The organism is Dactylosporangium maewongense, assembly GCF_039531485.1.
In the GTDB taxonomy this organism is placed as follows: Bacteria; Actinomycetota; Actinomycetes; order Mycobacteriales; family Micromonosporaceae; genus Dactylosporangium; species Dactylosporangium maewongense.
Map to the genome: position 1 here is coordinate 319,345 of NZ_BAAAQD010000015.1, position 21,461 is coordinate 340,805.

The following is a 21,461-nucleotide window of genomic DNA, read 5'->3' on the forward strand; positions in this document are numbered from 1 at the left end:
CGCGGCGCAGCGGCGATTGGCTCGGCCGGCCACCGCCCGTGGCAGGTGACCGGCCTGGCACCTCGCGGCCCGCCGGGCCGTCACCCTGGCCCGGCGGGTCGCGATGCCGTCATCAGACCCCAGCCGCCGACCCCGCTCAAGTCGCCGGCGGCAACACTGGGCGAATCGCTAGCCCGCCCGCCGCACCGCGCCGGTATCGTCGGCCACCGAACGGTTACCGAACGGAACAGGGCTGATGACGCTGTCTGGAAGCGACACGCACACGCCGGTGCCGTTGCGGCACAACCGCGACTTCGGGATCTTCTGGGCCGTGCAGGCGCTGTCGACGCTGGGCAGCTCGTTCTCCCTCGTCGCGATCCCGCTGCTGGTGCTGCACGCGACCGGTTCGGTGGCGCAGATGGGTCTCATCACCGGCATCGCCGGGGCCGGCACCGTCGCGAGCGGGCTGTTCGCCGGTGTCCTCGTCGACCGGGTCGACCGGCGGCTGCTGATGATCTGGTGCGACCTGGCCCGGCTGCTGCTCTACGCGGCGGTCCCGGTGGTGTGGTGGACCGCCGGCGAGCACGTGTGGCTGCTGTACCCGGTGATCGGTGTCGCCGCCGTGTTCCAGATGGTGTTCGACGTCGCCTGTTCCGCGGCGGTGCCGAACATCGTGGCGCGGGAGCAGATCACGGCCGCCAACAGCCGGCTGCAGGCCACCTACGGCGCGGGGTTCGTGCTCGGGCCGATGGCCGCCGGGTTGGTCGCCGCGCTGGCCGGCCCGGTGACCGCGGTCGCCGTGGACGCGGTGACGTTTGGCGTCTCGGTGGTGGGGCTGCTGCTGATCCGGCTCCGTCCGGCCACCGGCGGGCCCGCCATGGACCCGATCGCCGGGCGGCCGACGGCCGTGTGGCGGGACCTCGCCGTCGGGGTCCGGTTCCTGTGGCGGACGCCGGTGCTGCGGGCGATCACCCTGCTGTACACCCCGGTCACGTTCCTCAGCCTCGGCCTGGTGGACGTCTTCATCTACTACGTGCGGCACGACCTCGGTCAGGGGGACCGGGTCGTCGGCGGCCTGCTCGGTGCCGCCAGCGTCGGCTCGATCGTGGCCGCGGTGATCACCCCCGCGGTCCGCCGCCGGGTCGGTTTCGGGCCGGCGTGGCTGGCGGCGTACCTCGCCTGCGGGGTCGCGATCGCCGCCGCCGGCCTGGTGTACCACCTGGTGGTGGTGCTGGTCGCGGCGGTGGTGTTCGCGTTCGGCGAGACGATGGCGGGGATCAGCTCCGCCTCCCTGCGCCAGACGGTGACCCCCGACCACCTGCTGGGCCGGGTCACGGCCGGCTTCTGGATGGTGCACCACGCGTTCGGGCCGGTCGGCGCGCTGGTGCTGACGTCGGCGGTGGCGCACGCGGGGGTGCACGGGCCGCTGATCGCGGTAGGAGTATCGTTCCTGGCGATCGTCGCCGCCGGGCTCCTCACCCCGCTGCGGGCCGCGGCGAGTCGATGATCAGGTTCTGGCGTCACGCCACACCTTTCGTGATCCGCTCTCACGTCACGCCGTGCTGGCTATGCTCCGCCGGTGTCAACCATGCGACTGATGGTGCTCGGGCTGGTGTCGTCGCTCCAGCCCGTGCACGGCCATGACATCCGCCGCGGTCTGTTGGCGTACGACGGAAGACCGGCGATGAGCGTCCCCGCTGGTTCGGTCTACCACGCGCTGCGCAAGCTCACCGCCGAGGGCCTGCTGGAGCCGGTGGAGACGGAGCGCAGCGGCGCCCGGCCCGAGCGCACCACCTACCGGACCACGCCCGCGGGTGTCCGCGAGTTCCGGGTGCTGCTGCGGCGGTACTGGTGGCAGTACCAGCTGCCGAGCGACCCGTTCCTGTCCGCGCTGTCCTTCCTGCCGTCGCTGTCACGGGCCGAGGCGGTGACGGCGCTGCGCACCCGAGCAGGCATTTTGTGGTCCTTCGCCGAGCAGCAACGCCGGGACCTCGACGATCGCACCGTCGATCGGCCGGAGCACGTAGAATGGCAGCTGGAGCGGGCCCTGCGTTGGTTCGAGTGTGAAGCCGACTGGTGCGTGGAGATCGCCGACCGTATCGAGGACGGGATGGGCGTGCACGACACCGACCTGCTGCCATTCCCACCTGCAGACGTCGACGAGGCGCCACCGTCACCGGACGGCGCACTCGCCGCGCGCCCGCGACGCCGCACGCCGGGTAGCCGCGCGACCGCGCGGGCCTGACCGTCGGCCGATCCGCCACCCGGACGGCCGCATTCGACCGAGGAGCTACATGCCTGCCGTCCTGACCAGCCGCCCGCCAGGTGGCACTCGTCTTCTCGGCGTCGGCGCGTACCGGCCCGACCGGATCGTGACCAACGACGAGGTCTGCGGGCCGATCGACTCCTCCGATGAGTGGATCCGGCAACGGTCGGGAATCGTGACGCGCCGCCACGCGCGGCCCGACGAGACCGTCGCGAGCATGGCGGCCGCCGCCGCCCGCGACGCGCTCGCGTTCGCGGGGGTGCCGGCCGAGCGGGTCGACACGGTGATCGTCGCGTCCATGTCCAACCTGCAGCAGTCGCCGCCGATCGCGCCGGAGATCGCGCATCGCGCCGGCGCCGGGTCCGCCGCGGCGCTGGACGTCGGCGCCGCCTGCTCCGGGTTCTGCCACGGTCTCGCCGTCGCCGACGCGCTCGTGCGGGCCGGGACCGCCGGGTACACGCTGGTCATCGGCGCCGAGCGGATGACCGACATCATCGACCCCAAGGACCGCTCCACCGCCTTCCTGTTCGGTGACGGCGCCGGTGCCGTGCTGGTCGGCCCGGCGGCGCTGCCGGGGATCGGGCCGGTGGTGTGGGGCTCCGACGGCGCCCGCAGCGGTCTCATCGCGCACAGTGACTCCTGGCTCGCGGTCCGCGACAAGCCCGAGTTCTGGCCGACCATGCGGATGGCCGGTCAGGAGGTGTTCCGCTGGGCGATCCAGCAGGTCGCGCCGACCGCCCTCGCCGCCGTGGGCGCGGCCGGGCTCGACGTGGCCGACCTGGCCGCGTTCGTGCCGCACCAGGCGAACCTGCGCATCATCGACAAGCTCGCGGCGGCGCTGCGGCTGCCGGACACGGTGCGGGTCTCCCGGGACATCGTGGACACCGGCAACACGTCGGCGGCGTCGATCCCGCTCGCGCTGCACACCATGCTCACCGGCGGCGGACCGGCGCCGAGCGGACCGGCGCTGCTGACCGGGTTCGGCGCCGGGTTGTCCTACGCGGCGCTGGTGGTCGACCTCCCCTGACTGGTGCATTCACCAGTCATTCACACCCGTCCGTGCGCGGGCGGTAGCTTCGCGTGGCGGGCGTCAGGCACACTGCGTCCATGGGTCGTAGCGAACGACGTCGATTCCTGATCGTCGCCGTGTGCCTGGCGCTCGTCACCACCAGCGCCTGCACACCCGAGCAGGGCCGGGGCGGCGCGAACTCGGTGCCCGCCTACGCGAAGCCGCCCCGCAGCTTCGCCGACGTGCTCGACCAGTCCGGCGACCGGCCGGTGAAGGCCGACCAGCACAGCCTGTCCGTCTCGCGCAGCGCCGCGTCCTCGCGCGTCACCGACGACCTCGGCCAGGGCATCGTCCTGCGCGACGGCGCCGTCGAGCTCACCGCGCGCAGCGCCGGCAAGGGCAGCGGCGGCTCCGCCGCCAAGGGTGTCGTCGTCTTCCGCGACGCCGTCGACGGCACCGACGTCGCCGAGCAGGTGCTCGCCCCGGAGGCGGCCCGCATCTTCTACGTCGTCAAGAGCGCCGCCGCGCCGGTGTCGTTCGACACCGCCGTGTCGGGGGCCACCCCGGTGCCCGCCGGGGCCGGCGTCGTGCTGAAGTCCAAGGACGCGACCGTCGGCGCGATCCCCCCGTCGTGGGCGTACGACGCCGACGGCAAGCTGGTGCCGTCGCACTACGAGGTGCACGGCAACACCGTCCGCCTGGTCGTGGAGCACCGGACGGCCGGCGTCGCGTACCCCGTCGTCGCCGACCCGCCGTTCATGCTCGGCGCCGGCGGCCGGCTCGTCGGCGCCCAGCTCCTCGGCGGGATCTTCGAGTGGGCGGCGATCGCCGCGATCACCTGGGGCGTGGTCAAGTTCGACTCGAACGGCTGCCTGACCCTGAGCACGTTCGCGTCCTGCGCCCTGCATCCGCTGGAGCACGACTGGGGCAACAAGGCCGCGCCGAAGGCCTCGGCGTTCGACGCGAAGATGCCGAAGCTGAAGGGCGACCGCCTGCCGGACGCCCAGCGCACGCTCAACCAGCTCGGCCTGCGCAACGTCCACCTCGTCGACGACACCGGCAAGGACCGCACGGTGCTGGACCCGAAGAACTGGGTGGTCGCCGCGCAGTCCCCGGCCGAGGGCACGACCGTGCACGCCAACACCGAGCTCACCCTGCGCGTGCGCAAGCCGTCCGACGGTGAGGGCGGCTCCGGCGCCGCCGGCGCCGTGCCCAACGTCATGTGCATGAACCTGCAGGAGGCGCAGGATAAGCTGCGCGACGCCGGCTACCGCACCACCTCCAAGGACCACACCACCCAGGGCCGGCGGCAGGTCCTGGACCGCAACTGGCTGGTCGTGGCGCAGTCCCCGAAGCCGGGCACGGCCGCCGCGAAGGACACCCAGGTCGTCATGGAGGTCGTCAAGTACGGCGAGCCGACCGGCTCCTCGGGCTGCAAAAGCTGACCTCAGCGGCTCGCGTACAGGAAGTACAGCGCGGTCCCCCGGTACTCGGGCAGCTGCACCGTGCTGGTCCGCAGGCCGTGCGCGGCGAACAGCTTCTCCGCCTCGGCCAGCTCACCGCCGGGCGACGCGACCTCGACGACGGCGTGCCGCACCAGATCCCAGGTCGCCTCGTCCAGGCCGCGCAGCACGGCCAGCTCGGCGCCCTCCACGTCGATCTTCAGCAGGTCGATGCGGGTGAGGCCGGCCCGCGCGGCGACGTTGGGCAGCGTGTCGACCCGGCAGTCGACGAGCCGCTGCTCGAACCGGCCGTCGAGCATCTCGTCGAGGCGGCCCAGGACCACCTGGCGCAGCTCCTCGTCCAGGTCCGCGGCCGTGTTCTCGATGTAGGCGCGGACCAGGGCCCGGTCGGCCTCGGGCTCGGCGTCGATGCCGGACATCATGGTGTACTGCGGGTAGTGGCGGATCCTGGTGTGCCGCGGGTGCTCGCCGAGCGCGAGCTGGTGGGTCTGGATGCCGGGGGTCCCGGACGCGTTGCGGCACAGCACGTCGAACACCTCCGGCACCGGCTCGAACGCGTGGACGGTCGCGCCCGGCCACCGCCCCGCGGCGAACAGGCTGAACAGCCCGATGTTCGCGCCGGCGTCCACGACGACGGGCGAGTCCGGCAGGTCGAGACCGTCAGGGTGCAGGTACACCCGGTCCACGAAGATCTCCCGGTACAGGTACTCGGTCTCGCTCCGGTTGAGGCTCCAGACCGTCCTGCCGTCGGGCAGGCGCATGCTGTGCGTCGTCATCGGACCCGTCCCTTCCGCGCCCCGGCCGGTGCACCGCGCGCCGCCGGAGATCACCGGCAACACTCCGGCAGATCCGGTAGGGAGATCACTAAGGTCTCGGCGCGCCGGTCAGCGGCCTGACTCCGCGTGCTCGGTGACCACCTCGCCGATGACGCGACCGGCCTCGGCGGCGGTCGCGGGGTCGGCGTCGAGGGCACCGGCGTAGACGATCAGCGCCTTCCACAGCGCCCAGCCCCGGCCCCGGGCCCACGTGCCGTCGTCGGTGCCGAGCGCCGAGCGGAACGCTGCGCGGCTCGCGCCGGACAGCACCGTCCAGGCGATCGCCGTGTCGCAGGCGGGGTCGCCGACGCCGCAGGTGCCGAAGTCGATGACGGCGGCCAGCGCACCGTCGCGCACCAGCAGGTTCCCGGGGGCGATGTCGCCGTGGAACCACACCGGGGCGCCGTCCCACCGGGCCCGCAGCGCCTCCTGCCAGATCGCGGTGACGGCGTCGCGGGGCACCAGGTCGCCGAGCGCCTCGACCGCGCGCCGGGTCTGCGCGTCGTACACCCGCAGCGGACCTCCGCGGAACCAGTTGTGCAGCCCGGGTTCGGGGCCACCGGCCGGGTCGGCGTGCCGCAGCGCGACCAGGAAGGCGCCCAGGTCGGCCGCCAACCCGGTCAGGTCGGCGACCGTGTCGGCGCCGACCGGGTCGCCGTCGATCCACCCGTACACCGACCAGTGGAAGCGGAACCCCTCACCCGGCTCGCCCATCGCCAGCGGCGCGGGGACGGGCAAGGGCAGGTGCGGGGCGAGCCTTCGCAGCCAGCGGTGTTCCTTCTGTACCGCCAGCGCGTACTCCGCCGCGGTCGGCAGCCGCACCGACATGCGGTCGCCGAGGCGGAACGTCTGGTTGTCCCAGCCGCTGACCGCGACGGGCCGCACGGGCAGGCCGGCCCACTGCGGGAACTGCGCGGCGACCAGCCGCCGCACGACACCCGCGTCGACGAGCCGCCGGTCCGGCATCGGGATGGCATCTGGGCCGGCGTCTTCCGGGTCGGAGGTCACGCCCCAACTTCACAAGACCGGCGCCGGGCGGCAACCGTATTGTGCGGCCGCGCCGTACGCTGGACGCCTTGACAGTCCTCCCCGCCCTAAAGGGCGGGGATTCCCTGGGTCACCCCAGGGGGTTCCTGCTTCACCGACGACTGCCTCGTCCGAGAGGACTCTCGTTGAGGTCTTACACCGCCTCCACAGGCGATCACGGAGAGCCCCTCCGCGAGGATGTTGCGGGCTGCGTTGACGTCGCGGTCGTGGACGGTGCCGCACCGGCAGGTCCACGACCGCACGTGCAGCGGCATATGTTCAGCGAGTGCACCACAGGTCGAGCACAGTTTGGACGACGGGAACCAGCGGTCCACGGCGACCAGGGTGCGGCCGTGCCATCCGGCCTTGTATTCGAGCATGGTGCGCAACTGCCGCCAGGCCGCGTCGCAGACGGCGCGAGCCAGGCTGTGGTTTCGGATCATGTTGCGCACGGTCAGGTCCTCGATCACGATCGTTTGGTTTTCACGAACGAGTCGAGTGCTCAGTTTGTGCAGGTGGTCACGCCTGCGGTCGGTGATCCGGGCGTGGACGCGGGCGACCTTCAGCCGTGCCTTGACCCGGTTCGCGGAGCCCTTCTCCTTGCGGGCGAGGTTGCGTTGGGCGCGGGCGAGCGCGGCCCGGTCCCGGCGCTCATGCTTGGGGTTGGTGACCTTCTCCCCGGTGGACAGGCAGAGCAGGCTATCCAGTCCGGCGTCGACACCGACCGCGCCCGTGGCCGGGACTGGCTCGACCCGGTCGTCGCAGAGCAGCGAGACGAACCAGCGGCCGGCGGTGTCCTGGGACACGGTCACCGTGGACGGCGAAGCCCCCACGGGCAGCGGCCGGGACCACACGATGTCCAGGGGCTCAGTCATCTTCGCCAGGGTGAGCCGGCCGTCGCGCCAGCGGAACGCGCTGGTCGTGTACTCCGCCGAGCGGCGCGACCGCTTCCTGGACTTGAACGTCGGATACTTGGCACGCTTCGCCCAGAAGTTCGTGAACGCCACCTGCAAGTGGCGCAGCGCCTGCTGCAACGGCACGCAGGAGACCTCGTTGAGGAACGCCAGTTCCTCGGTCTTCTTCCACGCGGTCAGCATCGCGCTGGTGGCGTGGTAGTTGACCCGTTCCTGGCGCAGCGTCCACGCCTCGGTCCGGGCCTGCAACGCCAGGTTGTACACCAGCCGGACACACCCGAACGTCCGAGCAAGCTCGGCGGCCTGCCCAGGGGTCGGGTAGAAGCGGTACTAGAACGCCCGCTTCACAGTCCCGGACACGGCCCACACGATAACGGCCTAGACGGTGAACCTTGCGGTGACACACAGGCAAACGCCCATCCGCCTTGGCGGCCGATCGGCTTCCCCTGCCCTGCTCCGCAGGAGTTCCGTTTCCTCCCCGGCCTGAAGGCCGGAGTATCCACGGAAGGAATCCGATGACCGCCGATGACCTGGCCGGGCAGGTGCGCCGCCTCGACGCGGCCCTCGCCTCGGCCGAGCCCGGCCTCGACCGCCTCCGCCGGCTCGAGCGTGACCTGCAGGACGAGGCCGCCGCGCCCGACCTGTGAAGGGATCCCGGCCGGGGTCGGAGCGTCACGGCCCGGCTCGCGTTCGTCGCCGGTGAGCTGCGGCGGGCCGCCGCCGTGCGGGACCGGCTCGCCGACGTCACCGCGCTGCTGGCGATGGCCCTGGCGGAGGACGACACGGCGGTCCTCGCGGACCTCGCCGGCGAGCTGGCCGCCCTCGGCGACGCCGTCGCCGCCGTGCAGGTCCGCATGCGGCTCGACGGCGCCTACGACACGCACGGCGCCGTCGTGCTCGTCCGGGCCGCGGCACCCGACGACCCGGCCTCGACCGCACTCGCCGAGGCGCTGCTGCGGATGTACCGGCAGTGGGCGGACCTGCACGGCCTGCCCACCGAGGTCGTGACGGAGCACCACGCGTCCGTCGCGGGGCTGCGGGAGGCGACGCTGGTGCTCGCCGCGCCGTACGCGTACGGCCTGCTGCGCGGCGAGGACGGCCGGCACGCGATGACCGCCGCCGACCCGTTCGACCATGGACGGACGCGGACCGGCCACGCCCTCGTGGAGGTGTCGCCCCTCGCGCAGGACGACGACCCGGTCGCGCTCGCCGACGAGGACCTCCGCGTCGACCTGTACTGCGTCCGCGGCCCGAGCCGCGCCGGCGAAACCAGGTCGACGCTCCACATCAGACACCTGCCGACCGGGATCGGGGTGGGCCTCCCCTACGACCGCCGCGCCCGGCACCGCAAGGCGGAGGCGATCCGGATCATCCGGTCGCGGCTACTCGTCGCGCGCGGCGCGCCGCGGGACGTCCGCGGGTACACGGCCCCGTCCGACTTCGACGGCGCTGCCCGCCGCCCTTCACCCTGACAGGACGACGACCCGCCGCCGTCCCCGCGGTAGAGCTGAGCGCATGACGCCGGAGACACCCACGACCGCGGCCGCGCTGTCCGTCGCCACCCGCTATTACTCGCCCGCCCTGCTCAACCACTGCGTCCGTTCCTACCTCTGGGCGGCGACGTACGGCACCGCCCGCGGGATCGCCTTCGACGACGAGCTGCTGTACGTCGCGGCGCTGCTGCACGACATCGGCCTCACCGAGCCGTTCGACAGCCACCACCTGCCCTTCGAGGAGGCGGGCGGGCACATGGCCTGGACCTTCGCCGTGGCATCCGGCTGGCCACCCCACCGCGCCGCCCGGGCCGCCGAGATCATCGTCCAGCACATGCACAGCGACGTCTCGCCCGCCGCAGACCCAGAGTCCCACCTGCTCCAGGTCGCCAGCAGCTGGGAGGTCGCCGGCCGGCACGCCGACGCGTTCCCGCCCGACTCCCGGACGGACCTGCTCGCCCGCTACCCGCGCCTGGGCTTCGGCGCGGAGTTCCTCGCCTGCTTCCAGGACCAGGCCGCCCGCAAGCCGGACAGCCCCGCCGGCGCCTCCGTCCGCACCGACGTCGCCACCCGGATCGCCACCAACCCCCTCGACTCCCATCCAGCCACCTGACCCGCACGCTCGGGGCCCCGCTGCGATATGGCCGTACAAATGCGCTAGGCTGTGTGCCACGCGGGCGAAGCAAGGCACTCAGCCATGTGGCCTTGAGTTCACGGTCAGCGCAGCCACCAGCCGTCCCCGCCAAGCCAGGGACGGCCCCGAGCAGATTGGCATCCTCGCTTGGCTCGACGCACAGGCGGCAACGAAGCGGCGTATGGCACGCTCGCACGCGAGCTGCGCGACGCGATCCTGCGCGACGAGTTCAAGGACGGACGCCCACTCCCGACCGAGGCCGAGCTCGCCTCCACCTACAGCGTCAGCCGCCAGACGGTCCGGCGCGCGTTCCTCGAACTCGTCAACGAGGGTCTGGTCACCCGCGTGCCCGGCCGCGGGACCTTCGTCAGCGACCCCGACGAGAAGTACCTCCGCCAGGTCGGGTCGATCGAGGACCTGATGGCGCTGTCGATCGACACCGAGATGGAGATCGTGCATCCGCTCGGGCATCAGGCGGACATCGACGCGGCCGGCCGCCTGCAGCTGACGAGCGACTTCGTCTACTCGATGACGTTCCTGCGCCGCCACCACGAGACACCGTTCTGCGTGACGACCGTGTACGTCCCCCCGACCATCGGCAAGCGCCTGCTCCAGTCGACCGAGCTCCCGGCGGCGGGACGCACCAGCACGCTGACCGTGGTCGGGCTGATCGACACGCTGTTCGACGATCCGGTCGTCGAGGCCGACCAGAGCATCACGGCGGTCGCCGCGGACGCGGACCTGGCGAAGGTGCTCAACTGCGGGGTCGGCGAGCCGCTGCTCAGGGTCGACCGCGTGTATTCGACCGCCAACGGCACGCCGGTCGAGCTGGCGATCAGCTACTTCCTGCCGCGGCACTACACGTACCGGGTCCGGCTGCGCCGCACCGCACGTTGAGATCGCCGCGTTCTGATCTTCGGCGCGACGAGACGGTAGGTGGACGTCCCGCCGAGATCCGGACAGCCCTTCTCAGACGCCCAGGTGCGCGCGGAGCAGATCCGCGGCACGGTCCCAGGCGATGTCGGCGGCCGTCACGGGCAGGCCGGCCAGGCAGTCGGCGACCTTGCCGGCGAAGGCGCCGTCGAGCGGCGGGTGCTGCGGCGACCCGGGCGGGTAAGCGAGCGCGGCGCGGTGCACCTCCGTGTCGGTGTGCGCCTCGACCGCCACCTCGCCGGCGAGCAGGTGGTCCCCGCCGTCGGTCAGTTCGGTCTCGACGAGGTCGACCAGGCGCCGCACCGGCGGCCGGTGTACCGCGTCGTCGGTGAACGCGGCGAAGCCGACGTGCTCGTCGAGCAGCGCGGCGGACACCGCGTACTCGAGACTGAACTTGGCCTGCAGGCCGGTGTCCGGCCGGTGGTGGATCAGCGGCTGGACGGTCGCCCGAGGAGTGCGCACGACGATGCGCCGGATCGCCGCCGGATCCGGCACGGCCGGGCGCAGCGTGGCCGCGGCACCGATCGGGCGCTGCAGTGCGTAGCAGCAGGGATGGAGCTTGACGGCGAGCCCGCCGGGCACGGTCGGCCCGTCGATGGTCAAGCGGTCCGGCGAGCCGCCCAGCAGCGCCAGCCAGTCGTCGACGGCCCGCGGGTCCGCGCTGGCCCCGGCGGCGGCCAGCCGCGCCGCCCGCACCCCGGCGTGGGTGGCGAACCCGACCTGCAGCGGCTTGCCGTCGGTGCCGAAGCTGCGCTGGACGCCCCCGGCGGCCGGCACCGCCAGTGCCATGGCCCGGGCGATGCCGCCGGCGTCCAGCCCCAGGGCGACCGCGGCCCCGGCCGCCGCTCCCAGGGCGCCGCACGTCGTGGTCGCGTGCCAGCCCGCCGAGTAGTGCGGCCAGCCGAGGGCGATCCCGAGCCGGGCCATCACCCCCGCGCCGGCCAGATAGGTCCGGGCGCCGCCGCCGAGGGCGAGCGCGACCGGGACGCAGACGGTGCTGATGTGTGAGGTCGACGGCATGTGCAGGTCGTCGAAGTCGAGGATGTGGCAGGCGAACGCCCAGCGCGCCTCCTCCGGCAGGTCCGCGGTGATGCCGATGACCGGTTCCCGGTGCGCCGCCAGGCCGACGGCCACGGTGTCCACAAGGGACCGATCGGCCAGCGCCAGCTCCTCGGCGCCCGGGTCCAGCGCCGCCGCCCAGCAGGCCAGGGCGTGCGCGGCACCGGACCGGGTCGGCGTCATCTCGCCGTGGCTCACGCCGGCGCCCCCGTCCCCTCCAGGCCCAGTTCGGCCAGGATCCGCTCGGTGTGCTCGCCCGGGGCCGGAATGGGTGCCATCACCGGTTCGTGACCGTCCATGGTGACCGGTGGCACCAGCGCCATGAGCGGGCCGACCGGGGACCCGACCTGCCGCCAGCGGTCGCGCGCCGCCAGCTGCTCGTGCTCCACCAGACCTGCCATGTCACGCAGCCGGGCGTTGGCGATCCCGGCATCCTCCAGGCGATCGATGACCTCGGCGGCCTCCAGGTCCCGGAACACCCGGACGATCTCCGCGCGGAGCGCGCCGGAGTGGGCCACGCGCAGGCTGTTGGTGGCGAACCGCTCGTCGGTGGCCAGCTCCGGCCGGCCGAGGATCTTCTCGCAGAAGACCACCCACTCCCGCTGGTTCTGGATGCCGAGGAACACCCGCTCGCCGCCGGCGCAGTCGAAGGGCCCGTAGGGTGCGATGGCCGCGTGCGAGGCGCCGCTGCGCACGGGTGGCGTGCCGCCGTACCGGGCGTAGTACATGGGGAAGCCCATCCACTCCGCCAGCGCCTCCAGCATGGAGATCTCCAGCGTGGCGCCTTCGCCGGTGCGGCCCTTGCGGATCAGCGCGGTCAGCACGCCGGTGTAGGTGTACATCCCGGCGGCGATGTCGGCCACGGAGATGCCGACCTTGGCGGGGTCCTCCGGCGTGCCGGTGACGGACACGAGGCCGGCCTCGCACTGCACCAACAGGTCGTAGGCCTTCTTCTCGGTGTACGGCCCTCCGGCGCCGTAGCCGGAGATCGACGCGTGGACCAGTCCGGGGTGCCGGGCGCGCAGCTGCGCGGCGCCGAGCCCGAGCCGGTCGGCGGCTCCCGGGGCGAGGTTCTGCACGAACACGTCGGCCCGGTCGACCAGCGCATGGATCACGCGGCGCCCGTGCTCGGACTTCAGGTCCAGTCCGATGGATTCCTTGGAGCGGTTGAGCCAGACGAAGTGTGACGACATGCCGCGCACGGTCTCGTCGTACTGCCGGGCGAAGTCGCCCGAGCCGGGCCGCTCGACCTTGATCACTCTCGCGCCGAGGTCGGCCAGCTGCCGCGTGGCGAACGGCGCCGCCACGGCCTGCTCGAGCGAGACGACGGTGATGCCTTCCAGCGGGCCTATCACCGTGTCGGCCAGCAAACGCCCGGCGGGCCCGTCGGAACCTTCATGTCGCCTCCATCGGACAAGCTAGGCATTTGTACGGCCATATTGCCCCGATGCGCCGACCCATGTCAACGCCGCCGCAGTCCTTCACCCGGCGCACGATCTTGCCGAAGCGCAGATCAGCGGCGGTGCCGGCATGCGCTCCAGAGCGTCCCGTCAAGCGTCTACGTTGCGGGCCGCGGAATGGACGGCCGTGCCCAGCGGCGCTTGACCGCGCTGATGCGTGGTCGCCGGTCGTGCGTACCGGGAATCCACTGCACGTCGCGGAGGCCGGCCTGGCGGATCGCGGAGCGGTACTGCTCGTCGGTGAACAGCGTCAGGGTGTGCTCCTCGCTCCAGTGCCGGATGCCGGTGTCCGGCTCGCCGAGCAGGTAGTGCATGGTCAGCGTCGACGTCGTGCCGGCGTTGTGGGACACGCACATCCTGGTGAGATGGCGCCGGCCGTCGGCGGCCGTGCCGGTGTCGACAGGTCCGGAGATCCATTGACTCGGGGTGAACCATGGCTCGAGCACCAGGACGCCGCCGGGTTCCAGATGTGCGGCGAGGCAGGTCAGCGTCTGGTTGAGCTCCCCCACCGACCGCGCGTAGCCGATGGAGGAGAACAGGCAGGTGACCGCGCCGAACGTCCGGGTGAGCCGGAAGTCGCGCATGTCGCCGACGTGCACCGCGACCCCGTCGAGACGATCGACGGCGGCCTTGCGCATCGGTTCGGCGAGTTCCAGTCCCTCGACGTGCGCGAAGCTGTGGCGGAAGTGGGACAGGTGCAGCCCGGTGCCGCACGCAACGTCGAGGAGGCTGTCCGCCGCGGGGTTGCGCCGCCGGATCAGGTCGGTGATGTCGTAGGCCTCGCGTTGGTAGTCCTTGCCCGCGGCGACGGTGTAGATGAGCTCGTAGGCCGCGGCGAGATCCTGGTCGTGGGGCATGTGCGTCGTTCTTTCGTCGGCCGGCGGTCGCTGGTCATGGAGTATGGGACGGCATGCGCGCCGCATCGGGTCTGCCGCAGGCGTGTCTCGGGCGGCCCGTGGTGCTGTCACCCATGGGCCTCTCCTCTCCGGTGCGGTGGCGCTGTACCGTACACGCCCTCGTTGCGGAGCCCGCGTTCGCGTGCGCGGGGTTCACATCGTGACGGGCGGGGGCGGGCCGAGATCAGGTACAGCCGATCGGCCATGGCCCGCAGCAGATCGGCGAGGGCGGTCCGATCGCCGCGCTGGTGCAGCGCCTGCGCCGCGCGCACCGCGGCGAGCAGCATCGGACCGTCCGCACCCCACAGCGGTGCGTACCGTTCGATCCGCACGACGAACCCGCGCAGCTCACAGCCGGTGGTCGCCCCGCGAATCGGCTCCTCGCCCACGGCCGGTAGCAGCCCGCCGGTCACGGTGAGGTAGGCGTCCCAGGCTGTCCGCTGCGCTGCCGGCATGCTGGCCCCCGACCTCCCAGGTGCGCGTCGTTGCCCCGGCGAGTCGGCCTGAACCTCATCCATCCGCGGGGATGCCAGCCGAGCGAATTGAAGACTTCTTCAATTTATCACACCTTCATGACGACGGGCAGCCGACAGCCACGCAGAGGTGTGCGGATGTGCGGTGGCTACCCGGACGTCTCTTGCGAGTGCGCGCGCAGCTCGTCGAGCAGGCCGTCGCGATCGCTGAGCACGGCGCCGAGGATCCTCCGCCCGACGGCGAGGAGCTCCGCCAGGTCGGGGGTGCTCAGCGCGTACATCACCAGGGGGCCTTCACGGTACGAAGCGACGAACCCGGCGCGCCGGAGCACGGACAGCTGCTGCGAGAGGTTCGATGCCTCGACCTCGATCTCGTCCAGGAGGTCGCGGACCGGGCGCGGCCCGTCCTGCAGCAGCTCCAGCACGCGGATGCGCACGGGGTGGCCGAGCGTGCGAAACATCTCTGCCTTCGCCTGATACAGCGGCACCGACATGCTGCGTCCACCTCCCCCCTGTGCCATGACAGCAAGGCTATCAGCCGCTGGGGACGGGCAACGCCGTCGCAGGCGGGGCTCCACCGGCGGGCGGATGCGCTCGGCGCGGTACGGCATGACCATCGACTTGAAGACTTTATGAACTGATAAAGTCTTCGGATCGGCAGCGTGGTCTTGACGGAGGTGGCGGGATGACGGTCCGCGCAAAGGCTGTCCGTCACTCCGCCGCACGGGTGGCCGACCTGCTGCCCCGGCGGTCGGACTGGACGGCGGCGCGCCGCGGCCCGCGGCGGGACCTGCTGGCGGGACTGACCGTCGCCGTGGTGGCGCTGCCGCTGGCCCTGGCCTTCGGCGTCTCCTCCGGGCTCGGCGCCGGCGCCGGGCTCGTGACCGCTGTCGTCGCCGGGGCGGTGGCCGCCGTCTTCGGCGGTTCGAACCTGCAGGTGTCCGGGCCTACCGGGGCGATGACCGTCGTGCTGGTGCCGGTCGTCGCGGCCTTCGGGCCGGGCGGCGTGTTGATGGTCGGGGCGATGGCCGGCGCGATCCTGATCGCCCTGGCGGCGGCCCGGCTCGGGCGGTATGTGCGGTACCTGCCGACCCCGGTGATCGAGGGGTTCACCGCCGGGATCGCCGTGGTGATCGCGCTCCAGCAGGTGCCCGCCGCGCTGGGCGTCGCCGACGCGCACGGCGCGAAGGTGTGGGCAGTCGCCGCCGACGCCGTGCTGCGCTTCGTCGCCGATCCCGCGCCGGCGCCGGTGCTGACGGCGCTCGGCGTCGCCGCCGCGATGCTGGCCGGGGGTCGGTGGCGCCCGCAGCTGCCGTGGTCGCTCATCGCGGTCGCCGCCGCGACCGTCCTCGCCGTGGTCCTGCACGTCGACATGGCCCGGATCGGCACGCTGCCCGCCGGCCTGCCCGCCCCGTCGCTGGACTTCCTCGACCCGCACGCCTTCGCCCGGCTGCTGCCTTCCGCGCTGGCCGTGGCCGCCCTCGCCGCGCTGGAGAGCCTGCTCTGCGCCACGGTCGCCGACGCCATGAGCGTCGACCAGCATCACGACCCCGACCGGGAACTGTTCGGTCAGGGCCTGGCCAATCTCGTCAGCCCGGTCTTCGGCGGCATTCCGGCCACCGCGGCGATCGCGCGGACCGCCGTCAACGTCCGGGCCGGCGCCGGCTCAAGGCTCGCCGCCCTGACCCACGCTGCGGTCCTGGCCGCGATCATCTTCGTCGCCGCCCCGCTCGTCGCCGGCATTCCGCTGGCCGCCCTCGCCGGCGTCCTGCTCGCCACCACGGTCCGGATGGTCGAGGCCAGCGCGCTGCTGGCACTGGCCCGCTCGACCCGCGGCGACGCGCTCGTGCTCGCCCTCACCTTCACGGTCACCGTCGCCGTCGACCTCGTCGCCGCGGTCGTGGTCGGACTCGGCGCCGCCGTGGTGCTGGCACTGCGGGCCGTGGCCCGCAGCGTGCGGCTGGAACAGGTCCCGCTCGACACCACCGACCACAGCGACGAAGAACATCAGCTGCTGACCGAACACATCGTCGCGTACCGGCTCGACGGCCCGCTGTTCTTCGCCGCCGCCCACCATTTCCTGATCGAGCTGTCCGACGTCGCCGACGTCCGGGTGGTGATCCTGCGCATGTCACGGGTCACGACCGTCGATGCGACCGGCGCGCACGTGCTGGGCGACGCCATCGCCCGGCTGCGCCGCCGTGGCATCACCGTGCTGCTGTCCGGCATCGCCCCGCACCACGACCAGGTGCTCACCGCCCTCGGCGTCGCCGACGAGCTGCCCCGCTTCCCCGACACCCCGGCCGCCATCGCGCATGCCCGGGTGCACCTGCAGGAGCAGCACGCACACTCGCCCGCGGACCCCACGGGCGCGGTGGATCGTGCTGCCGATCCACTGGAGTCGCAGAATTGATAAACTCTGCAATTCATGAAGGCCTCAGATGGGGATCGGCCGCGTGACCCGGCCCGCTCGGCGGAGGACCTCGCATCGCTGTACACGCATGGGGCGGCCCGTCTCGCGGCCGCGATCGCCGCGCGGCCGGACACCGCCGCCGAGATGACCGGCCGCCCCAACCGCATCGCGGTGATCAGCGACGGCAGCGCCCTGCCCGGCGTCGGCGACGTCGGGCCGGTCGCGGCGCTGCCGCTGCTGGAGGCCAAGGCCGCCCTGTACGCCGGCATCGCTGACATCGACGCCGTGCCGATCTGCGTCAGCACCGGCGACGCCCCCAGCACCGACAGCCTGGTCGCCACCATCCGGGCGATCGCGCCCACGTTCGGGGCCATCGATCTCACCGGCTTCGCCGCACCCGGATGCCGGGACCTCGAGCGCCGGCTGCGGATCGCGCTCGAGGTCCCGGTCTTCCACGACGAGCAGCACGCGACCCCGGTCGTGGTGCTGGCCGCGCTGCGCAACGCGCTGCGGGTCGCCGGCAAGGACCTGCGCACCGCCCGCATCGCCGTGCTGGGCGCGGGCGTGACCGGCGATGCGGTGACCCGGCTGCTGTTGTACGCCGGCGCCCGCGACGTGACCGTCTGCACCGGGCAGGCGATCGCCGGCCCCGATGTCGACGCGTTGCCGGAGCACGCCGCCTGGCCGGCGGACCGCACCAGCCCGCGACGACTGCACGGCGGCCCGGCACAGGCCGTCGCCGGCGCCGACGCCGTCATCGGCCTGGACACCGACGGGCAGCTGGACCGGCGGCTGGTGGACACGATGCAGGCGCCGCCGGTGGTGTTCGCGCTGGCCGGGCCGCCGCCCACGACTGGATCGACGGCGGTGACCGCGAGCTGTCACCCTGACCACCCGAACCAGGTCACCGGCCTGCCGGCCTTCCCCGGCATCGTCCGCGGGCTGCTCAACGCCGGCGCACCGCGGATCACCACGACGATGCTCCTCGCCGCGGCCGACGTCCTCGCCGGTTGGGTCGGCGAGGACATCCTCGGGCCGCACCGCCTGCTGCCCGACCCCTTCGATCCCCGGCTGGTCTCGACCGTGGCGGCCGCGGTGGCCGCCGTCGAGGCATCACGCCGCCGCGCGCACCAGGCCGAGCCGACCGATCCACCGTTGGGACAGCGGAACTAGGATCGGCGACCCGCCGGGACCGGCTGGGGCTGCACGGGCGAACGGCCGCCCCACGTGGCGTGCCGGGTGGCGGCGAGCAGCACGAGCAGCCCGAGGAAGCTGAGCGCCGCTCCGGCCCACAGCGTCGAGGTGTACCCGAGTCCGGCGCCGATGGTGACGCCGCCGACCCAGGCGCCGAGCGCGTTGCCGACGTTGAAGGCGGCGATGTTGGCTCCCGAGGCCAGGGTCGGCGCCTGCCCGGCGTACTGCATGATGCGCATCTGCAGGCCGGGGACGGTGGCGAAGCCGAACGCGCCCATGAGCGCGAGCGAGACGATGGTCAGCACCTGGTTGGACGCGGTGAGCGCGAAGAGGACCAGGACGGCGGTGAGCGCGGCGAGGACGACCGTCAGCGTCCTGGTCACGGACCGGTCGGCGGCCTTGCCGCCCAGGCTGTTGCCGATGAACAGGCCGGCGCCGAAGAGGACCAGCAGCCACGGCACGGTGCCGGCGGCGAACCCGCTGACCTTGGTGAGCGTGTACGCGATGTAGGTGAACGCACCGAACATGCCGCCGAAGCCGAGGACGGTGATCAGCAACGAGAACCAGACCTGCGGGTGTGCGAAGGCCCGGATCTCGTGGCGCAGGCTCACCGGTGCGGTCGCGGTGCTCGTGCCGGCCGGGACGAGGGTGGCCATGCCGATCAGCGCGACGACGCCGATCCCGGTGATGGCCCAGAACGTGGAGCGCCAGCCGAGCTGCTGGCCCAGGAACGTGCCGAACGGGACGCCGAGCACGTTGGCGGCGGTCAGACCGGTGAACATCATGGCGATGGCGGCGGCCCGCCGGGCCGGCGCGACGAGACCGGCCGCGACGACGGCGCCGATGCCGAAGAACGCCCCGTGGGACAGGGCGGCGACGACGCGTCCGGCCATCATCACCGAGTAGGTGCCGGCCAGCGCGGACGTCAGGTTCCCGGCGATGAACAGCACCATGAGCCCGGTGAGCACATGTTTGCGGTTGAACCGCGTGACCGCGGCGGTCAGGCCGATCGCGCCGGCGGAGACCGCCAGGGCGTAGCCGGAGATCAGCCAGCCGGCGGCGGACTCGGTGACCCCGAAGTCGGTGGCGACTTCCGGGAGCAGGCCCATGATCACGAACTCGGTGAGGCCGATGCCGAAGCCTCCGATCGCCAGGGCGAGAAGCCCCAGGGGCAGGCGCTGCGTCGTAGCAGACATGTTTGGCTCTCCAGGTAGCGGCAATACAGCGCGCTTGCAACTACCAGCGCGTGCAACTCAACACTTGCACGCGCCGTATATCGGCGCAAGCGTGCCGTGGCCCACAAACCAGGCGTCTGCAACTATCGGCGTACGCGTCTAGAATCGCCGTAGGACTCGGGAGGCGACATGGGCATCGGCGACGACGCGGTCGAGATCCGCGCCCAGGGCTGGCGGACCCTCGCCGCGCTGCACGGCCTCATCGACGCGGCGCTGGAGAAGGCGCTGCAGACGGAGCACCAGCTGTCCGTCGTGGAGTACACGGTGCTCGACGCCCTCTCCCGCCAGGACGGCTGGCACATGCGCATGCAGCAGCTGGCCCGGGCGGCCGCGCTGTCCAGCAGCGCCACCACCCGCCTGGTCAACCGGCTGGAAGACCGCGGCCTGCTCACCCGCGTGCTGTGCCAGGACGACCGCCGCGGCATCTACACCGAGCTCACCGCCGCGGGCCGGGCCTTGTACGAGCAGGCCCGCCCCGCCCACGACGAGGTCCTCGCCACCACCCTGGCCGAGGCCGGTCAACTGCCCGAGCTCGGGCCGCTGGTCGACGCCCTGCACCAGCTACCCGCCAGGTCCGCCGCCGCGCCCGCCTGATCCGGCCCGGCGGAGTCCGGCACCGGACATGACCGTGCAGGGCGATGGTCGTGGTCGCGGCGAACGGCTATGGTGACCGGCATGCGTGACGGGTGCGGCTTCGGCGGCATCGGCAGGCGCTCCGCCCTGTCGATGCTGGCGTTGGTGGCCGTGCTTCTGGTCGCGATCGAGGCCGCCCGGGACATCGGACTGTGCATCGTGTTCCGCTTGGCCCGGCGTGCGGTCCCGGGATGTGTTCCGGCATGGTCAGCGGACCGGGCACCGCCGCGGCGCGCGGTCACCGTCTGAAGCCGCCCGCCGCGCAGCGTCCGAGCGTGACGCCGCCCCGTGTGATCTGGAAGCACCATGACCACGTTCCGTGATAGACCCTGTCCGCAGGCACCCCGTCCCCCCATGTCCGGTCGCCGATCGCGGTCGCCGCTCGCGCTACCGGCGCTGGGGTGATGGTCATGCCCACCCCGGGCGCGTACGCCGAACGCTGTCTCGCTCTCGACCTGGGAACGTCGACCGTCCGGCTGTGGACGCCGGCGACCGGCACGGCGATCACCGCACCCACGGTCCTTGCCCGGCTCGAGGGCGACCGGTTCGTCGCCGGGCACGCCGCGCTCGCCTCGCCCGCCGATTCGCTCGCCTCGCCCGCCGACGGGAGCAGCGTGACGTGGCCGGTCCGCGGCGGAGTGGTGCGTGACTTCTTCGCCTGCGTGCAGATGCTGCGGCTGCTCGTCGCCGATCTCGGGCTGCCCTCCGATCCCACGTTGCGGGTGCTCGCCGGGGTACCGGCCACCGCCACCCCGCGCCAGCGGACCATGCTCGTCGCCGCGGCGCGCCAAGGCGTCGGGGGACGCGTGACCGCCGTGGAGGAACCCCTGGCGGCAGCGTTGGCCTGCCGGCCAGACGCCACGGACACCGACGCCGATCTGGTAGTGGTGGACATCGGGTCGGGACGGACCGAGATCGCACGCATCGCCGACGGCAGTGTCGTGGCCGCGCACCATGTCGACGAGACCGGCCTGGTCGACCTCATCCCGGCGATCGCCGACTGCGTGCGACGCCTGCACCGTCCACGCGGCAGACGGCACCGGTTGCTGCTCACCGGTGGTGGGGCCATGACGCCCGGAATCGCCGGCCAGCTGGCCGGCCTGACCGGCCGGTCGGTCACCATGCCGGCCGATCCGTCGCTGGCCACGCTCACCGGCCTGCGGCTGCTGCTCACCGGCTGACGGGACCCGGACAGCCGTCCTCACGTAGCAGACGGCTACGCGAACTCTTCCCAACACCCTCGGAGTTGTTCATGGACATCGAACGCATCTCGCTACCCGGCATCGGAACCTGCCGGACCTTCACCAGCGCGACCGGTCGCCGGGTGGGAGTCATCACCCACCACGCCAGTAGCCGCCGCGACCTCATCCACAGCAGCAGCGACGATCCCGATGCCAGCTGCAGCCTCACCCTGAACCGCGACGAGGCGATCGCCCTGGCCGGCCTGCTCGGCATCTTCGACATCGTCAACACCGACGGCACCGGCGATCAGAAGCCGGCGGCCGGCCCGCCGGCACGCTGACCGCGACCGGCGGTGTTCCGCCCGGCGGGCACACCGACCGGATC

General features: G+C 72.6%; 21 protein-coding genes and 2 pseudogenes. 14 read left to right on the forward strand and 9 right to left on the reverse strand.

Annotated features, from left to right (window positions below; all coding sequences use genetic code 11):
* Window positions 1–235 precede the first annotated feature (235 nt).
* The 4 genes from ABD332_RS34425 to ABD332_RS34440 all read left to right on the forward strand — a co-directional run bounded on the left by ABD332_RS34425 (window position 236) and on the right by ABD332_RS34440 (window position 4,699).
* The gene (locus ABD332_RS34425; RefSeq protein ID WP_344506649.1) at window positions 236–1,486 is read left to right on the forward strand and encodes an MFS transporter; all 1,251 of its coding nucleotides are present in this window, start codon (window positions 236–238) and stop codon (window positions 1,484–1,486) included.
* A gap of 81 nt (window positions 1,487–1,567) precedes the next feature.
* Complete coding sequence (locus ABD332_RS34430; protein WP_344506689.1) at window positions 1,568–2,224, forward strand: PadR family transcriptional regulator; 657 nt, start codon at window positions 1,568–1,570, stop codon at window positions 2,222–2,224.
* A 49-nt stretch (window positions 2,225–2,273) separates the two neighbouring features.
* The gene (locus tag ABD332_RS34435; protein ID WP_344506651.1) at window positions 2,274–3,272 is read left to right on the forward strand and encodes a beta-ketoacyl-ACP synthase 3; all 999 of its coding nucleotides are present in this window, start codon (window positions 2,274–2,276) and stop codon (window positions 3,270–3,272) included.
* A gap of 80 nt (window positions 3,273–3,352) precedes the next feature.
* Window positions 3,353–4,699, forward strand: coding sequence for a PASTA domain-containing protein (locus ABD332_RS34440; RefSeq protein ID WP_344506653.1), 1,347 nt, complete (start codon window positions 3,353–3,355; stop codon window positions 4,697–4,699).
* Between the two features lie 2 nt (window positions 4,700–4,701).
* On the opposite strand, the gene ABD332_RS34445 is transcribed toward ABD332_RS34440, so the two are convergent.
* From ABD332_RS34445 to ABD332_RS34455, 3 genes and pseudogenes are all read right to left on the reverse strand, one after another.
* Window positions 4,702–5,493 (reverse strand): FkbM family methyltransferase, encoded by a 792-nt coding sequence (locus ABD332_RS34445; RefSeq protein WP_344506655.1) that lies wholly within the window; start codon window positions 5,491–5,493, stop codon window positions 4,702–4,704.
* Between the two features lie 108 nt (window positions 5,494–5,601).
* Window positions 5,602–6,540: an aminoglycoside phosphotransferase family protein gene (locus tag ABD332_RS34450; RefSeq protein WP_344506657.1), complete on the reverse strand. Its 939-nt coding sequence runs from the start codon at window positions 6,538–6,540 to the stop codon at window positions 5,602–5,604.
* An 86-nt stretch (window positions 6,541–6,626) separates the two neighbouring features.
* Window positions 6,627–7,790: pseudogene (locus tag ABD332_RS34455) on the reverse strand (RNA-guided endonuclease InsQ/TnpB family protein); the annotation flags it as partial.
* 197 nt (window positions 7,791–7,987) lie between these two features.
* On the opposite strand from ABD332_RS34455, the gene ABD332_RS34460 reads away from it, so the two are divergent.
* The 4 genes and pseudogenes from ABD332_RS34460 to ABD332_RS34475 all read left to right on the forward strand — a co-directional run bounded on the left by ABD332_RS34460 (window position 7,988) and on the right by ABD332_RS34475 (window position 10,496).
* On the forward strand, window positions 7,988–8,119 hold the full coding sequence (locus tag ABD332_RS34460; RefSeq protein WP_344506659.1) for a hypothetical protein: 132 nt from the start codon (window positions 7,988–7,990) through the stop codon (window positions 8,117–8,119).
* 33 nt (window positions 8,120–8,152) lie between these two features.
* Window positions 8,153–8,944, forward strand: a pseudogene (locus ABD332_RS34465) (PCRF domain-containing protein); the annotation flags it as partial.
* Window positions 8,945–8,987: 43 nt separating this feature from the next.
* The gene (locus ABD332_RS34470) at window positions 8,988–9,578 is read left to right on the forward strand and encodes an HD domain-containing protein (RefSeq protein ID WP_344506660.1); all 591 of its coding nucleotides are present in this window, start codon (window positions 8,988–8,990) and stop codon (window positions 9,576–9,578) included.
* 168 nt (window positions 9,579–9,746) lie between these two features.
* Complete coding sequence (locus tag ABD332_RS34475; protein ID WP_344506662.1) at window positions 9,747–10,496, forward strand: GntR family transcriptional regulator; 750 nt, start codon at window positions 9,747–9,749, stop codon at window positions 10,494–10,496.
* A 72-nt stretch (window positions 10,497–10,568) separates the two neighbouring features.
* On the opposite strand, the gene ABD332_RS34480 is transcribed toward ABD332_RS34475, so the two are convergent.
* The 5 genes from ABD332_RS34480 to ABD332_RS34500 form a co-directional block, all read right to left on the reverse strand.
* The gene (locus ABD332_RS34480; RefSeq protein ID WP_344506664.1) at window positions 10,569–11,789 is read right to left on the reverse strand and encodes an MmgE/PrpD family protein; all 1,221 of its coding nucleotides are present in this window, start codon (window positions 11,787–11,789) and stop codon (window positions 10,569–10,571) included.
* Window positions 11,786–12,946 (reverse strand): CaiB/BaiF CoA transferase family protein, encoded by a 1,161-nt coding sequence (locus tag ABD332_RS34485; protein WP_344506666.1) that lies wholly within the window; start codon window positions 12,944–12,946, stop codon window positions 11,786–11,788. The genes ABD332_RS34480 and ABD332_RS34485 overlap by 4 nt, the downstream gene beginning before the upstream one ends.
* 203 nt (window positions 12,947–13,149) lie before the next feature.
* A complete protein-coding gene (locus ABD332_RS34490) occupies window positions 13,150–13,908 on the reverse strand; it encodes a class I SAM-dependent DNA methyltransferase (RefSeq protein ID WP_344506667.1) in 759 nt (252 codons plus the stop codon).
* Between the two features lie 107 nt (window positions 13,909–14,015).
* Window positions 14,016–14,402, reverse strand: coding sequence for a hypothetical protein (locus ABD332_RS34495; RefSeq protein ID WP_344506668.1), 387 nt, complete (start codon window positions 14,400–14,402; stop codon window positions 14,016–14,018).
* Window positions 14,403–14,569: 167 nt separating this feature from the next.
* A complete protein-coding gene (locus tag ABD332_RS34500; RefSeq protein WP_344506671.1) occupies window positions 14,570–14,914 on the reverse strand; it encodes an ArsR/SmtB family transcription factor in 345 nt (114 codons plus the stop codon).
* Between the two features lie 191 nt (window positions 14,915–15,105).
* Between ABD332_RS34500 and ABD332_RS34505 the strand changes: the two genes are divergently transcribed.
* Window positions 15,106–16,833 (forward strand): SulP family inorganic anion transporter, encoded by a 1,728-nt coding sequence (locus ABD332_RS34505; RefSeq protein ID WP_344506672.1) that lies wholly within the window; start codon window positions 15,106–15,108, stop codon window positions 16,831–16,833.
* 15 nt (window positions 16,834–16,848) lie between these two features.
* On the forward strand, window positions 16,849–18,006 hold the full coding sequence (locus ABD332_RS34510) for an NAD(P)-dependent malic enzyme (protein WP_344506673.1): 1,158 nt from the start codon (window positions 16,849–16,851) through the stop codon (window positions 18,004–18,006).
* Here the strand turns inward: ABD332_RS34510 and ABD332_RS34515 are convergent.
* A complete protein-coding gene (locus tag ABD332_RS34515; RefSeq protein WP_344506674.1) occupies window positions 18,003–19,223 on the reverse strand; it encodes an MFS transporter in 1,221 nt (406 codons plus the stop codon). The genes ABD332_RS34510 and ABD332_RS34515 overlap by 4 nt on opposite strands.
* 168 nt (window positions 19,224–19,391) lie before the next feature.
* On the opposite strand from ABD332_RS34515, the gene ABD332_RS34520 reads away from it, so the two are divergent.
* From ABD332_RS34520 to ABD332_RS34535, 4 genes are all read left to right on the forward strand, one after another.
* Window positions 19,392–19,856 (forward strand): MarR family winged helix-turn-helix transcriptional regulator, encoded by a 465-nt coding sequence (locus tag ABD332_RS34520; protein WP_344506675.1) that lies wholly within the window; start codon window positions 19,392–19,394, stop codon window positions 19,854–19,856.
* Between the two features lie 81 nt (window positions 19,857–19,937).
* Entirely contained in the window at window positions 19,938–20,144 is a 207-nt protein-coding gene (locus tag ABD332_RS34525) for a hypothetical protein (protein WP_344506676.1), read from the forward strand.
* Between the two features lie 161 nt (window positions 20,145–20,305).
* Window positions 20,306–21,076, forward strand: coding sequence for a rod shape-determining protein (locus ABD332_RS34530; protein ID WP_344506677.1), 771 nt, complete (start codon window positions 20,306–20,308; stop codon window positions 21,074–21,076).
* Window positions 21,077–21,147: 71 nt separating this feature from the next.
* Window positions 21,148–21,417 (forward strand): cation:proton antiporter regulatory subunit, encoded by a 270-nt coding sequence (locus ABD332_RS34535; RefSeq protein ID WP_344506678.1) that lies wholly within the window; start codon window positions 21,148–21,150, stop codon window positions 21,415–21,417.
* The last annotated feature ends 44 nt before the right edge of the window (window positions 21,418–21,461 follow it).

What these genes read in the sequence shown, in the direction of transcription:
- ABD332_RS34425 (WP_344506649.1), top strand. Translation starts at nt 236, where the DNA reads ATGACGCTGTCTGGAAGCGACACGCACACGCCGGTGCCGTTGCGGCAC.
- ABD332_RS34430 (WP_344506689.1), top strand. Translation starts at nt 1,568, where the DNA reads ATGCGACTGATGGTGCTCGGGCTGGTGTCGTCGCTCCAGCCCGTGCAC.
- ABD332_RS34435 (WP_344506651.1), top strand. Translation starts at nt 2,274, where the DNA reads ATGCCTGCCGTCCTGACCAGCCGCCCGCCAGGTGGCACTCGTCTTCTC.
- ABD332_RS34440 (WP_344506653.1), top strand. Translation starts at nt 3,353, where the DNA reads ATGGGTCGTAGCGAACGACGTCGATTCCTGATCGTCGCCGTGTGCCTG.
- ABD332_RS34445 (WP_344506655.1), bottom strand. Translation starts at nt 5,493, where the DNA reads ATGACGACGCACAGCATGCGCCTGCCCGACGGCAGGACGGTCTGGAGC.
- ABD332_RS34460 (WP_344506659.1), top strand. Translation starts at nt 7,988, where the DNA reads ATGACCGCCGATGACCTGGCCGGGCAGGTGCGCCGCCTCGACGCGGCC.
- ABD332_RS34470 (WP_344506660.1), top strand. Translation starts at nt 8,988, where the DNA reads ATGACGCCGGAGACACCCACGACCGCGGCCGCGCTGTCCGTCGCCACC.
- ABD332_RS34490 (WP_344506667.1), bottom strand. Translation starts at nt 13,908, where the DNA reads ATGCCCCACGACCAGGATCTCGCCGCGGCCTACGAGCTCATCTACACC.
- ABD332_RS34495 (WP_344506668.1), bottom strand. Translation starts at nt 14,402, where the DNA reads ATGCCGGCAGCGCAGCGGACAGCCTGGGACGCCTACCTCACCGTGACC.
- ABD332_RS34500 (WP_344506671.1), bottom strand. Translation starts at nt 14,914, where the DNA reads ATGTCGGTGCCGCTGTATCAGGCGAAGGCAGAGATGTTTCGCACGCTC.
- ABD332_RS34505 (WP_344506672.1), top strand. Translation starts at nt 15,106, where the DNA reads ATGACGGTCCGCGCAAAGGCTGTCCGTCACTCCGCCGCACGGGTGGCC.
- ABD332_RS34510 (WP_344506673.1), top strand. Translation starts at nt 16,849, where the DNA reads ATGAAGGCCTCAGATGGGGATCGGCCGCGTGACCCGGCCCGCTCGGCG.
- ABD332_RS34515 (WP_344506674.1), bottom strand. Translation starts at nt 19,223, where the DNA reads ATGTCTGCTACGACGCAGCGCCTGCCCCTGGGGCTTCTCGCCCTGGCG.
- ABD332_RS34520 (WP_344506675.1), top strand. Translation starts at nt 19,392, where the DNA reads ATGGGCATCGGCGACGACGCGGTCGAGATCCGCGCCCAGGGCTGGCGG.
- ABD332_RS34525 (WP_344506676.1), top strand. Translation starts at nt 19,938, where the DNA reads ATGCGTGACGGGTGCGGCTTCGGCGGCATCGGCAGGCGCTCCGCCCTG.
- ABD332_RS34530 (WP_344506677.1), top strand. Translation starts at nt 20,306, where the DNA reads ATGCCCACCCCGGGCGCGTACGCCGAACGCTGTCTCGCTCTCGACCTG.
- ABD332_RS34535 (WP_344506678.1), top strand. Translation starts at nt 21,148, where the DNA reads ATGGACATCGAACGCATCTCGCTACCCGGCATCGGAACCTGCCGGACC.